Here is a 12,975-nt window from a genome sequence, read left to right as displayed (position 1 = left end):
CATGGCACAACTGTGCGGCGACGTCCTCGATTAAGAGTGCCCGCTGTGACGGCAAACGCCACCCCGGCGATCGGGGTGACATTCGGATGTCCGGATAGTTGCCCGCGATGCGGTCAAACGGCCATATCAGACGCGTTCTTTGGAGCGCGTACGCACCCGGAGCGCAATAGGCTTCTGCGTTTCGGCAAAGAAATCGTTGCCCTTGTCGTCGACCACGATGAAGGCGGGAAAATCTTCGACCTCGATCTTCCAGACCGCTTCCATACCCAGCTCTTCATACTCGAGCACCTCGACGGATTTGATGCAGTCCAGCGCGAGTCGCGCGGCCGGCCCACCGATGGAACCGAGGTAGAAGCCGCCGTGTTCGTTGCACGCCTTGGTCACCTGGGCCGAGCGATTGCCCTTGGCGAGCATGACGAACGAGCCGCCCGCGGCCTGGAACTGGTCGACATAGGAATCCATCCGGCCTGCTGTGGTCGGGCCGAACGAACCCGATGCGTAGCCCTCGGGGGTCTTGGCCGGGCCCGCGTAATAGACGGCCATATCGCGCAGGTACTGCGGCATCGGCTCGCCCGCGTCGAGGCGTTCCTTGATCTTGGCGTGCGCGATATCGCGCGCCACCACCAGCGGACCGGTCAGCGAAAGCCGGGTCTTCACCGGATATTTCGACAGTTCCGCGCGGATCTCCGACATCGGCCGGTTCAGATCGATCTTCACCACGTCGCCGCCGAGAATGGAGTCGGTCTGCTCGGGGAGGTAGTGCGCGGGCTCGCGCTCGAGCTGTTCCAGGAACACACCCTCCGGGGTGATCTTGGCGAGAGCCTGCCGGTCGGCCGAGCAAGAGACCGCGATCGCCACCGGGCAGCTGGCGCCGTGACGCGGCAGCCGCACCACGCGCACATCGTGGCAGAAGTACTTGCCGCCGAATTGCGCACCGATACCGAAGGATTGGGTGAGCTTGAAGACCTCTTCCTCGAGCTCGAGGTCGCGGAAAGCGTGCGCTGCGAGTGAACCCTCGGTCGGCAGGTTGTCCAGGTAGTGCGCCGAGGCGTATTTCGCCGTCTTCAAAGCGAATTCGGCGCTGGTGCCGCCGATGACCACCGCGAGGTGATACGGCGGACAGGCCGCGGTGCCGAGCGAGCGGATCTTCTCGTCGAGGAACTCCAGCATGCGCTCGGGGTTCAGGACCGCCTTGGTCTCCTGGTAGAGGAACGACTTGTTCGCCGAGCCGCCGCCTTTGGCCATGAACAAGAACTTGTAGGACGGATGCGCGGGATCACCCTGGGTGGAGTACAACTCGATCTGCGCGGGCAGGTTGGTCCCGGTGTTCTTCTCGTCCCACATGGTGATCGGCGCGAGCTGGGAGTAGCGCAGGTTCAGCTTTGTATAGGCATCGAACACGCCCCTGCTGATCCATTCGGCGTCGTCTACGCCGGTCAGCACACCCTCGGACTTCTTGCCCATGACAATTGCGGTGCCGGTATCCTGACACATCGGCAGGATGCCGCCCGCCGAGATGTTCACGTTCTTGAGCAGGTCGAGCGCGACGAAGCGGTCGTTGCCGCTGGACTCCGGGTCATCGATGATCTTGCGCAGCTGGGACAGGTGCGCGGGTCGCAGATAGTGGCTGATGTCGTGCATCGCCTCGGCGGTGAGCAGCCGCAGCGCCTCGGGCTCGACCTGCAGGAACGTCCGGCCGTTGACTTCGAAGGTGCTGACGCCCTCGGTGGTGATCAACCGGTAGGGGGTGTCGTCGGCCCCGATCGGCAGCAGATCTGAATAGCGGAAATCCGGCGCGGTCACGGGACGCACTCCTTCGGGCGGGCCTGCGGCTGAGTGCAGCCGGGGCTGGTCATGAGCACAGGAAGCGTATCCACCACCCAGGAGCCGACCGATGCTTAGGCAAGCCTAATAGGCATCGTCGGACGAGGTCCATCCGCGGCCTGCGTTGGGCCGAGCGAAGGCGAGTCGGCCGCCTTCCTGTGGACATTGCCAATAAGGTTGCACGTTCAACCCCGTGGTGCTACCTCTCAGTTCTGACAAGTTGTCAGCGGGTCGACTGGCACGCGACAATTTATATGACATGTCAGAGTTTGGAGCGCTATCGTGACCGATCCCCAGTGGCTCGATGACGTCGAAATGCGTGCGTGGCTCGGCTTCGTGCGCACCCGCGATCTCATCGCCGCGGCGGTCGGGCGCGACTCGTCCCGCGAGTCGAACCTCACCTACGTCGAATACTCGGTCCTTGCCTATCTCGCCGACTCCCCCGACCATCGGCTCACCTTCGCCGACCTGGCCGCGAAGCTCGAGTGGTCGCAGAGCAGGCTCTCCCACCAGATCACCAGGATGGAGAAACGCTGCTTGGTCGCACGGGAGCCGATCCCCGACGACGCCCGCCGCACAGCGGCACGGTTGACACCGCGCGGCGCCGACGTCCTCGCGACCGCCGCGCCCGCCCACGTCGACAGCGTGCGCCGACACATGGTCGACATCCTCGACCGTCAGCAACTAGCCGCGCTCGCAGATATTTACGACACCCTGCTCGCCCACCATCGCAAGGCGGCGGCTCCGGACTGACCGAACATGGCTGGCTCGCAACGCAAGCCACAGCCCGCGGCGCAAGCCACAGCCCTGCGGCGCAGATCCCAGGTCTGCCCACGCTGCCCCGGACGCGGTCCGGGGCAGCCATCCACCGACTATCCGGCGACGACCGGCCCCGAGGCCGGGCGCGCTGGAACGTCGACAGGGCGCGCGGGGATCCCGAGCGCACGCTCGAAGCCCTCCGGCATGATCAGGTCCGACCGATCCAGGTCCTGCACCGAGGTCTTACGCAGCCCGAGCAGCGCCGAGTCGATGCCGCCGCGCAGGATGTCGAGGACATTCTCGACGCCGGCCTGGCCGTTGGCGGCCAGGCCCCACAGGTAGGCGCGACCGATCATCACCGCGCGCGCACCGAGCGCGACCGCCTTCACCACATCGCTGCCGCGACGGATGCCGCCGTCGAGCACCACGTCGATCTGCGAGCCGACGGCATCGGCGACGACGGGCAGTGCTCGGATTGCGGCGGGGGTGCCGTCGAGATTGTTGCCGCCGTGGTTCGAGACAGAGATAGCGGCCACGCCCGAATCGACCGCGCGCAGTGCGTCGTCCACGCGCATCACACCCTTGAGCATGACCGGGCCCGCCCATTGTTCGCAGATCCACTGCACGTCGGCCCAGTCGGGTGCGGGGGTGCCCATCCATTCGCCGTAGGCGCCGAAGAACCCCGGTGCGGGTCCGTCGCCGATGGCCATATTCGGCGCGGTGAGGTCGGGAATGTGGCCCGACTTCAAGTAGGTGCTCAGCCACCGCGGCTTGATCAGGGTCTGCGGCGCGAAGCGCAGCATGGCACGCAGATCGAGCTTCTCCGGAATCACCGGACTGCCCCAGTCGCGGCCGTGCGAGAACGACCAGTCGAGGGTCAGGATCAGCCCGACGGCGCCCGCTGTCTTCGCCCGTTCCATCCGCTGCAGGATCTCGTCTTTGCTGCCGCACCAGTAGAGCTGGAAGAAGGTCGACGGGTTGGCCGCGATCACCTCTTCGATGGGCTTGCTGGCGAAGGAGCTGAGCCCCATAGCGATCCCGCGTGCCGCCGCGGCACGGGCGACAGCCACTTCACCATCGGGGTGCACGGCCTGCACGCCGGTCGGCGAGATCAGCACCGGCATCGAAAGCTGCTGCCCCAGTATGGTTGTCGACTGATCTCGGTCACCGATCGGACCAGCGACATGGGGTGCGAAGCCGAGCTCGGTGAGGGCGAGCTGGTTCTCCTCGATGGTCTGGCCACGCTCGGATCCGGCAATCAGCGCGCCGTACACGGACTTCGGCAAACGTTTCTTCGCACGCCGCTGCGCCTCGGCGACTGTTTCGAACCACGGGTTCATGTTCCGGTCCTTTCCCGGGAAGCTGCCGGCCACCACAGCCGGATCTGGTCGTTCAGATCGGTGATCAGATGCGCGAGCAGCGCTGTACCTTCGTCCGCAGTCGCGCCCGCCGGGTCGCCGAGCACGCCGTTGGCACTCACCGCACGAACTCCCCCCGCGCGCATCAGCGGCAGGATCTCGGTCAACGGCCGTGTATCACCGGCAACCGCGCGCTCGGCGCGGACCCGGCCCGGCGCCAGCGCCAGCTGAATCGAGGTCTCCGAGCGCCCCGCGTGCGGATCGCCCTGATATCGGGGCATATACATGTGCACGTCACAGGATTCGCCGCGCAACAGTGCGCACGCCTTGCGCAGCGGCTCCAGATTGCCGCCGTGCCCGCTGACCAGCAGGATGCGGTCGAACGTTTCGGTGGCCGAACGGCACAGCTCGATGATCAGCAGCTCCAACGCGGCCTGCCCGATCGACAGGGTGCCGGGGAAGCCCGCGTGCTCACCGCTGGAGCCATACGGGACAGCAGGCGCGACAAACACATCCGGCCGCAGCACGGCCAGCCGCGTGCACAGTGCCACCGCGATGTCGGTGTCCGTGGACAGTGGCAGATGCGGACCGTGCTGTTCGGTGGCGCCCACCGGCACGGCCAGAATCACCCCCGCGGCGGCACGCTCGCCCGCCTCGGGCCACGTGAGATCCGCCACCTGGACATTTTCGAACACGTCGCGAGATTATCGTCAGTCACTGACATAATCAATAGCCGTGACACCTCCGACGCGCGGTCGCCCCAGGGGCACAACCAAGCGCGAACTCGAGCTGATCGCCATGCGCCTGTTCACCGAACAGGGCTTCGACGAGACGACCGTCGAGCAGATCGCTGCGGCCGCGGGCATCAGCGGACGCACCTTCTTCCGCTATTTCCCCACCAAGGCGGAAGTGCTCTGGTACCAGTTCGACGACGAGGTCGCCGCGCTGCGCGAAGCCTTCGCCACGGTGCCCGACGAGGTGCCGATGATGGCCGCCGTACGCCGAGTTGTGGTGAACGCCAACCGATATCGCGCCGAAGACGTCGCCGAGCTGCGCACCCGCATGCAGCTCGTCGGCGCTGTCCCCGCACTCGCCGCCACCGCGGGCGCGCACTACGACGCCTGGGAACGCGCGGTCAGCGCCTTCGCCGCGCAACGGCTCGGCGAGCCGGAGGACGCACTGCTCCCCCTCGCCGTCGGGCGCACCACCCTCGCCGCCGCGCGCGCCGCCTTCGACGCCTGGCTCGCCAGGGCCGACGCAGACCTGACGGTCTACCTCGACGCGGCGCTGGCCGGTCTGGCTCGCGGATTCGCGCCGCCACCGTGAAACCCGGCGAACGACCGGCAGGTTTCGCCAGCAACTCCGGTGGGGTATGACTAGGCTCGGTAGCGGCTCGCAGCCGAACGTACGAATCCCGACCCACCCGTCGAAAGGGGCTGGAGTTTCCATGTCCGAGGTGTCCATGAGCCTTTCGGCGGATTCCCTGACCGCAGGACCGGTCGACAACCTGCTTCCACAGTTGGTCGAACACCTGCGGCAGAACCGCACCGCACTGCGCGAGGAATGGGCCCGGCGTATCACCGATGCCCAGCTGCTGACCGCAATGACCCCCGAGGAGATCTTCTCGGAGGCGACCTCCGTCTACGACAACTACGTCGAGGTGCTCGAGACCGGTAGCGTCGAAGCGCTGCAGGCCTACGCACGCGATCTCTCCGAACGCATCATTCCGAGAGGTGTCGAGACCGACGAGGTCCTGGGCATCGTGCTGTTGCTGCGTGACGTGCTCGCCCGCTCGCTGTTCGAGAAGTACCAAGCCGACTTCGAGCTACTGAATGCTGTGCTCGACGCATACGAACCGGCCGCCAACCGCATCGCGAGCACCGTGGCCATCTCCTTCGTGCAGGAGCGCGAGCGAGTTATCCGGCAGCAGCAGGAAGCCATTCGCGAGCTGTCGACCCCGGTGCTGCAGGTCCGTGAGCAGCTGCTCATCCTGCCGATCATCGGTGTGCTCGACAGTCAGCGTGCGCGCCAGCTCACCGAGCAGCTGCTGCGCGCGATCCGCGCCAACCGCGCGAAGGTCGTCGTCATCGACATCACCGGTGTGCCCGCGATCGACTCCACGGTGGCCAACCACCTGGTGCAGACCGTCGACGCGTCGGGCCTGATGGGCGCGAATGTCATCATCACCGGTCTGTCCTCGGAGATCGCACTGACACTGGTGACCATCGGACTCGATCTGTCCAAGATGAATGCCGTCGGCGACCTGCAGGGCGGTATCGAGGAAGCCGAACGTTTGCTGGGCTACGAGGTGACCCGCGTGACGGATCGGCCCATCGAACGCGACGGACGCTGATCAGGCGAACTGATGCCGGTCCCGATACTCAAGCAAGGCACATTCCTCATCGCGTCGGTACAGTCCGCACTGACCGACGCCGACACCGAGCGCCTGCAAGACGATCTGATGAAGCAGGTCAGCAAATATCGGGCGCACGGCATCATCGTCGACGTCACGGCGATCGATGTAATGGATTCTTTCGCAGCGAGATCGCTGCGTACCATCGCGCACATGACGCAGCTCCGCGGTGCCGAAACGGTCATCGTCGGATTGCAACCCGAAGTCGCGTTCGCCATGGTTCAGCTCGGGCTCACGTTCGAAGACATGCACACGGCCCTCGACCTCGAAGAGGGCCTCGCCTGGCTGAACCGCAAAACTCCAGCCCGTCGCCAGCGAGATGGTCGTGACAGTGGCCGCTGAGAACTTGGTGATCGCGGTCAGGGTGTCCGGGGACATCGTGATCGCACGACAGGCCGGACGTGAACTGGCAGCCAAGCTCGGATTCTCTCTGACCGATCGAACAATGATCTCGACAGCTATCTCCGAGATTGCTCGCAACATCACCAGCTACGCAGGCAGCGGCGAGATCCGGCTGCTGGTCGACGACCGGGAGGGTCGTCAAGCGCTGGTGGTTCAGGCCGAGGACCAAGGTCCCGGCATCATCGACATCGCCCGCGCGCTGGACGACGGCTACTCCACCGGACGCGGCCTCGGTCTCGGCCTGCCCGGCGCCCGACGATTGATGGACCGCCTGATCATCGATTCGGCGCCCGGACGCGGCACGTTGATCGAGATGTGGAAGTGGGTACCCAACGGTGCATGAGGACGGGTTCATCGGCCGAATCGAGTGGGCGGTGGCCGGTCGCGCGCTCCCGGGCCAACAAGTTTCCGGTGATCGCTGCGTGGTCCTCGACGCGGGCAACGGCACCGTGCTCTTCGCCGTGCTCGACGGCCTCGGCCATGGCGCCGCCGCCGCCGACGCCTCCGATCGCGCCGCACAGATACTCGCGGAAAACCGCGCCGAACCATTGGACGTCCTGATGGTGCTGTGTCATCGAGCCATGGCCGAAACCCGCGGCGCGGCAGTGTCTTTAGTGCTTTTCGACGATGCGGACACGGTGCGCTGGCTCGGCGTCGGGAACGTCGACTCCCAGGTGCTCACCCGTGGCCCCGTCGGGCTGACGATCCGCGCGACGGTGCTGCTGACCGGCGGCATCGTCGGCTACCGGCTACCGCAGAACCTACAATCGCAGACGGTGGCGGTGCGTCAGGGCGACCTACTATTGATGTCGACCGACGGTATCGTCATCGACTCGCTCGACAGCATCGATCTGTCGAAGTCCACGGCCGACATCACCGCCGATATCCTCGCCAAGCATGCCAAAGACACCGATGACGCCTTGGTCCTCGCCGCACGTCATCGGGGCGGCCCACCGGATGTGATGACATGACCGCTGCGCTGGCCGCATTTCGGGACGCCTACGCGGATGCGCTTCGGCGGCACTTGGATGCGCCGACGCAGGCCGGCCTCGCCGAAGGCTACGACCTCGGCCGCCGCGCTCTCGTCGAAGGCATCAGCCTGCTCGACCTCACCGAAAACCACTTCCGCGTCGTACAAGCCGCCCAGCAGCCCGCCGACGACCAGGACGTCAAGCTCGCCGAGACGGCGCTGGAATTCCTATTGCAGACCCTCGCCGCGCTGGACATCGCCACCAGAGGGTTCCTCGACGGCAACCGCCGCTACGAGCAACAGCGTTCCCGCGCAGACGATCTCGCGGGCCGCGACGCCTTCCGCACCGCGCTGGTCGAATCACTGCAGGACGGCTTCTTCGTTGCCGACTCGCACGGCACCATCGTCGAGGTCAATTCCGCCTTCGGCGCGCTGACCGGGTACGGCGCCGCCGACATCCCCTACCCGCTGCCGCATCCGTGGTCGATGCCGGAGGGCCCGCGCTATCCCGATCTCGGCACCGAGGCACAGCGCTTCGTCATTCCGATCCAGCACCGCGACGGCCGCACGGTCTGGCTCGCGGTGAGCACGAGTGCCCTCATCAAGCCGGACGACCATGAGCAGATCTTCGTCGGCACCATTCGCGATGTGACGGCCGAACACGACGCCCAGGCCCGCGATCAAGCCGCCTCCCGGCTGGCCACCGCCGTCGGCGCGGCCACCAGCGTGGTCGAGGTGCTCGCCGTCGGGCTGGACGAGCTGCGGCGCACGGTCGGCGCCGAGACCGCGGTGGTTTCGGTCTGGCCGAGCCGCAACACCGGTCCCGAGGTTTATGTCTCCGGCGGCACGCAGGTCACCGACCGCCCCGCGAACACCGGCCAGATCCAGGCGACAGGCGATGCGACCAGAAAACCCTCGCCTGCGGGCAACGCGCTCGAGGCACGGGCTCGTGCGCTGCTCGATCGGGCACGACGCAGGCCCGGCCGCAGCCTGATCGCGATCCCGGAGGGCACCGAAAGCTCCGAGGGCATCGTCGCTCCACTCGGCGAGACCGGTGATGCCGCGTTGTGGTTGCGCTTCGCCGCGCCGCGCGCGATCAGTGCCGCGGACTGGACCTTGTTCTCCCTGCTCATCGGCCACTTGAGCCTGGCGGTGCAGCGGGCGCGCAACTTCGATCAAGCGCGTTCCACCTCGCTGACATTGCAGCGTGCCATGCTCGGCCCGATCGAGCTGCCGCCGCGGTTCTCCGTGCACTACGAGCCCGCGTTGCCGCCCTTGGAAATCGGCGGCGACTGGTACGACGTGGTGCCGCTGCGGGACGGGACAATCGGCATCGTGGTCGGCGACTGCGTTGGACGAGGGCTGTCCGCCGCCGTGGTGATGGGCCAATTGCGCACGGCCGCACAGACGTTGCTGCTCGGGGGCGCGGGGCCGGCCCAATTGCTCGCCGAGCTCGATACCGTCGCAGCGCGCATTCCCGGTGCCATGTGCACCACCGTGTGCGCGGCGGTGCTCGACCCGGTGCGCGGGCTGGTCCGCTACAGCAGCGCCGGTCATATGCCGCCGATCCTCGCCGACGTGAGCGAACCGGGCAGGCTGCTCGAGGGCGGCCGATCGGTGCCGCTGGCCACCTTCGACGTGCCGCGGCGCCCGGAGGCGACCACAGCGCTCGCACCCGGCTCGACCCTGGTGCTGTTCACCGACGGGTTGGTCGAGCAGCGCGGTGTCGACATCGATGACAGCTTCGCGAAGATCTGCGCGGTACTCGCGGACACCCCCGGCCGACTACCACGGGAGGTTGCCGACGCGGTGCTGTCGCGGCTGCGCCCGGCCGCGGGCTACGACGACGACGTCGCCATGGTTGTCTACCGCCAGCCGCCCGCTGCACTGCGACTGGACGTGCCCGCCAACCCCGATCAGCTCTCGGCGATGCGCCGGAGCCTGAAGGCCTGGCTGGCCGCCGCCGCGGTGCCGCACGATCTCGCCTCGGATCTGATCGCGGCCGCGAACGAGGCGTGCAGCAACAGCATCGAACACGCCTACCGCGACGGTGCGCTGCCCGTGAGCCGACCCGTGCGGTCCACCGATGCATCGATGGGCCGCGCCACCGGTGCCACCGACGCGCCGGACGCGGGCCGAGTCCAGCTCACGGCCGAATGCGACACCCAGACGGTGGTCATCGTGGTCACCGACGCCGGAACATGGAAGCCACGCTCGGCCGACCCCGGCTATCGCGGCCGCGGCATCGACATGATGCGAGCACTGACCGAGGAGCTGGAGATCGACCACATCGGCCCCGGCACCACCGTCCGCATGTCGGTCACCCTGCCCGCGATCAAATCCCCGGTGGCGAACCCGCTGCGCGGCACACAGCGCCGCATTTCCAGCTGACGACGCGTCGATATCGGCGTACCGGAGGTTCCGATCGCACCGCCGCCGGCGGGGCAGGCGAGGTGGTTTCCCGATCACGTCCGCATAGTGCCCCAGACGCGACCGGGAAAACCTCGGGCGCGCGCCGATCCTTTTCCCACACAACGGGTTTCGGTGAAGTTGTTCGAGACTGTCACGCGTGCAATAACAGTCGCGGCGGGTTATTGACGGTGACCGGATGCCCTCCCGGGATGTGACAGATCGCCGGTTGCGTCGCTCGGAGCGGCCATCACGCGACGCCACCAGGCGTCCAACGGGCTAGGGTCGGGCCAGATCACCGGCACCTGCTCGAAGTCGTCGTCGTGTTCGGTTCCGATTCCCTGGACCATCATCGTCTCCTCGGCAGGCAGATTCTCCGTGCCGGGTACCCCAACTCTGCGGCACCCCGGCCGAATGCATTACCCGGGCCCCGCCAGCCGAATCAATCTTCAGATCGTGGGGCGCAACGAGGGCGCCAGGTCGGACCGCGTGGGTCCTACATGCCCTCATTTTAGATCAGAATTCGTCGGTAAATGAGGGTTACGGCGAGTGCGGACAACAGAATCCGACATTCAGCAGGTCAACATGCATCGATGTGCTTACACTGTCGCGCATTTCACCAACTGACGGTCCGGCCGGAGCCGAGGTGGTCATGCCGGAACACTCGGGCGACACGACCGACCTCGGAGCATCCGGTATCAGATCGGTTGGCTCAGTGGCACATTCACCCCGCTCGATGTCTCGGGTCCGATGCCGAATTATCGTGCGCCGCAGCAGCTGCGGCGCACGATCTCGAGTCGACGAGGTGTCAGTCGCACACGGCGCCGTAGGACGCCGACCCCACCAGCTTCGAGTACTTGGCCAGCACACCACGGGTGTAGCGGGGCGGCAACGGTTCCCAGTCCTCGCGGCGGCGGTTGAGCTCCTCGGATTCGATCAGTAGGTCGAGGGTTCCCGCGCCGACGTCGAGGCGGATCTGGTCACCGTCGCGCACGAACGCGATCGGGCCGCCGTCCACCGCTTCCGGGGCGACATGGCCGACGCACAGTCCGGTGGTGCCGCCCGAGAAACGTCCGTCGGTGAGCAGCAGGACATCCTTACCCAAGCCCGCACCCTTGATGGCCGCAGTAATAGCGAGCATCTCGCGCATCCCCGGACCACCCTTGGGTCCCTCGTACCGGATCACCACCACATCACCGGCCGCGATGGTGCCATCTTCGAGTGCGTCCATCGCGGTGCGCTCGCGATCGAAAACCCTTGCAGTGCCGGTGAATACCTCGGAATCGAAGCCTGCCGACTTCACCACGGCTCCGCCGGGTGCGAGCGATCCCTCGAGGATGGTGATGCCGCCGGTCGGATGGATCGGGGACTTCATGGCACGGACCACCTTGCCGTCGGGGTCCGGTGGGTGGATCTCGGCCAAATTCTCCGCCACGGTCCGCCCCGTCACCGTCAAGCAGTCGCCGTGCAGCAGCCCGGCATCCAGCAGCGCCTTCATCATGACCGGGACACCGCCGATTCGGTCCACATCGGTCATCACGTGCTTGCCGAAGGGTTTCACGTCGGCGAGGTGCGGTACTCGGCGGCCGACGCGGGCGAAATCCTTCAGCGTCAGTTCGACATTCGCGTCGTGCGCGATCGCCAGCAGGTGCAGCACGGCGTTGGTAGAGCCGCCGAATGCCATCACCACGGCGATCGCGTTCTCGAAGGCCTCTTTGGTGAGAATGTCGGCCGTGGTGATCCCGCGCCGCAGCAACTCGACGACGGCCTCGCCGCTGCGCCGGGCATAGCCGTCGCGGCGGCGGTCGGTCGCGGGCGGCGCCGCGCTGCCGGGCAGCGACATGCCCATGGCCTCGGCCGCGCTGGCCATCGTGTTCGCGGTGTACATCCCGCCGCAAGCGCCCTCACCCGGGCAAATTGCCCGCTCGATGGCGTCGACATCTTCGCGGCTCATCAGCCCGCGCGAACACGCGCCGACCGCCTCGAACGCATCGATGATCGTCACCTCGCGCTCACTGCCGTCGGACATTTTCGCAATCCCCGGCAGGATCGAGCCCGCATACAGGAACACGCTGGCCAGGTTCAGCCGGGCCGCCGCCATCAGCATGCCGGGCAAGGATTTGTCACACCCGGCCAGCAGCACCGAGCCGTCGAGGCGCTCGGCCTGCATGACCGTCTCGACGCTGTCGGCGATCACCTCACGCGACACCAGCGAGAAGTGCATGCCCTCGTGCCCCATGGAGATGCCGTCGGAGACCGAAATGGTTCCGAACTGCATGGGATAGCCACCCCCGGCGAACACACCTTCTTTGCTGGCCTTCGCGAGCCGATCCAACGACAGATTGCACGGGGTGATCTCGTTCCACGAGGATGCCACCCCGATCTGCGACTTCCCCCAGTCGCCATCGCCCATCCCGACCGCTCGCAACATCCCTCGAGCGGCGGTCTTCTCCAACCCATCGGTGACATCGCGGCTGCGCGGCTTGATATCGGGACCATTCGGATCATTGGACACGACGTTCATCATCCTCCCACCACATCGCCCGCAGCCGTCGACCACGCCGGTGGGCGCCGAGATCGGATACCCGGCAACGCCGCAGTGGTGTTCGTCGACCGCGCCGCACCTGACGGTCCGACGGTACAAATGCAGACGCAGGTGCGGTTGATGAAACTCGAAATCGTCACTGTCGAGCCGGAATACCAGCACCGGCGCATTGCCTCCGCCATGGTCGAATGTGCCCTAGACGTGCTGGAAGAGGCCCAGGTGCAACTAGTGCACGGATCCTTTCCCGCTGATCGGCAACTGGGGCCGTCCTATCGGTTTCCGAGACTCGTCGGCG

11 protein-coding genes are annotated in these 12,975 nt (G+C 66.5%); 7 read left to right on the top strand and 4 right to left on the bottom strand.

Features of this window, described 5'->3' with window-relative positions; translation table 11 throughout:
* Window positions 1–126: 126 nt before the first annotated feature.
* On the bottom strand, window positions 127–1,803 hold the full coding sequence (locus OHA42_RS21965) for a fumarate hydratase (protein ID WP_406229756.1): 1,677 nt from the start codon (window positions 1,801–1,803) through the stop codon (window positions 127–129).
* A 303-nt stretch (window positions 1,804–2,106) separates the two neighbouring features.
* Here OHA42_RS21965 and OHA42_RS21960 point away from each other — a divergent pair, with 303 nt between their 5' ends.
* Window positions 2,107–2,577, top strand: a complete 471-nt coding sequence (locus OHA42_RS21960; protein WP_406229755.1) for a MarR family winged helix-turn-helix transcriptional regulator — start codon at window positions 2,107–2,109, stop codon at window positions 2,575–2,577.
* A gap of 119 nt (window positions 2,578–2,696) precedes the next feature.
* On the opposite strand, the gene mftD is transcribed toward OHA42_RS21960, so the two are convergent.
* Complete coding sequence (gene mftD / locus OHA42_RS21955; RefSeq protein WP_406229754.1) at window positions 2,697–3,923, bottom strand: pre-mycofactocin synthase MftD; 1,227 nt, start codon at window positions 3,921–3,923, stop codon at window positions 2,697–2,699.
* Window positions 3,920–4,636, bottom strand: a complete 717-nt coding sequence (mftE, locus tag OHA42_RS21950) for a mycofactocin biosynthesis peptidyl-dipeptidase MftE (RefSeq protein WP_406229753.1) — start codon at window positions 4,634–4,636, stop codon at window positions 3,920–3,922. Before mftE ends, mftD begins: the two co-directional genes overlap by 4 nt.
* 40 nt (window positions 4,637–4,676) lie before the next feature.
* Here mftE and mftR point away from each other — a divergent pair, with 40 nt between their 5' ends.
* The 6 genes from mftR (at window position 4,677) to OHA42_RS21920 (ending at window position 10,117) form a co-directional block, all read left to right on the top strand.
* Window positions 4,677–5,267 carry a mycofactocin system transcriptional regulator gene (gene mftR, locus OHA42_RS21945; protein WP_406229752.1) on the top strand — a complete coding sequence of 197 codons (591 nt, stop codon included), beginning with the start codon at window positions 4,677–4,679 and terminating at the stop codon, window positions 5,265–5,267.
* 121 nt (window positions 5,268–5,388) lie between these two features.
* Window positions 5,389–6,294 (top strand): STAS domain-containing protein, encoded by a 906-nt coding sequence (locus OHA42_RS21940; RefSeq protein WP_328400289.1) that lies wholly within the window; start codon window positions 5,389–5,391, stop codon window positions 6,292–6,294.
* Window positions 6,295–6,306: 12 nt separating this feature from the next.
* Entirely contained in the window at window positions 6,307–6,696 is a 390-nt protein-coding gene (locus OHA42_RS21935; RefSeq protein WP_328400287.1) for an STAS domain-containing protein, read from the top strand.
* Window positions 6,674–7,099 carry an ATP-binding protein gene (locus OHA42_RS21930; protein ID WP_328400284.1) on the top strand — a complete coding sequence of 142 codons (426 nt, stop codon included), beginning with the start codon at window positions 6,674–6,676 and terminating at the stop codon, window positions 7,097–7,099. The genes OHA42_RS21935 and OHA42_RS21930 overlap by 23 nt, the downstream gene beginning before the upstream one ends.
* The gene (locus OHA42_RS21925; RefSeq protein ID WP_406229751.1) at window positions 7,092–7,727 is read left to right on the top strand and encodes a SpoIIE family protein phosphatase; all 636 of its coding nucleotides are present in this window, start codon (window positions 7,092–7,094) and stop codon (window positions 7,725–7,727) included. The genes OHA42_RS21930 and OHA42_RS21925 overlap by 8 nt, the downstream gene beginning before the upstream one ends.
* Complete coding sequence (locus tag OHA42_RS21920; RefSeq protein WP_406229750.1) at window positions 7,724–10,117, top strand: SpoIIE family protein phosphatase; 2,394 nt, start codon at window positions 7,724–7,726, stop codon at window positions 10,115–10,117. Before OHA42_RS21925 ends, OHA42_RS21920 begins: the two co-directional genes overlap by 4 nt.
* 826 nt (window positions 10,118–10,943) lie before the next feature.
* Here the strand turns inward: OHA42_RS21920 and ilvD are convergent.
* A complete protein-coding gene (gene ilvD / locus OHA42_RS21915) occupies window positions 10,944–12,659 on the bottom strand; it encodes a dihydroxy-acid dehydratase (RefSeq protein WP_406239521.1) in 1,716 nt (571 codons plus the stop codon).
* Between the last annotated feature and the right edge of the window lie 316 nt (window positions 12,660–12,975).

It is taken from the genome of Nocardia sp. NBC_01009, assembly GCF_045208035.1.
Lineage (GTDB): Bacteria > Actinomycetota > Actinomycetes > Mycobacteriales > Mycobacteriaceae > Nocardia.
Note: the sequence above shows the minus strand (reverse complement) of the source record. Positions and strands in the feature narration are given on the sequence as shown.

Bases quoted from the DNA above. Each gene is read 5' to 3' on its own strand.
- mftD (WP_406229754.1), bottom strand. From the start codon at position 3,923: ATGAACCCGTGGTTCGAAACAGTCGCCGAGGCGCAGCGGCGTGCGAAG.
- OHA42_RS21940 (WP_328400289.1), top strand. From the start codon at position 5,389: ATGTCCGAGGTGTCCATGAGCCTTTCGGCGGATTCCCTGACCGCAGGA.
- OHA42_RS21935 (WP_328400287.1), top strand. From the start codon at position 6,307: ATGCCGGTCCCGATACTCAAGCAAGGCACATTCCTCATCGCGTCGGTA.
- OHA42_RS21930 (WP_328400284.1), top strand. From the start codon at position 6,674: ATGGTCGTGACAGTGGCCGCTGAGAACTTGGTGATCGCGGTCAGGGTG.
- OHA42_RS21920 (WP_406229750.1), top strand. From the start codon at position 7,724: ATGACCGCTGCGCTGGCCGCATTTCGGGACGCCTACGCGGATGCGCTT.
- ilvD (WP_406239521.1), bottom strand. From the start codon at position 12,659: ATGAACGTCGTGTCCAATGATCCGAATGGTCCCGATATCAAGCCGCGC.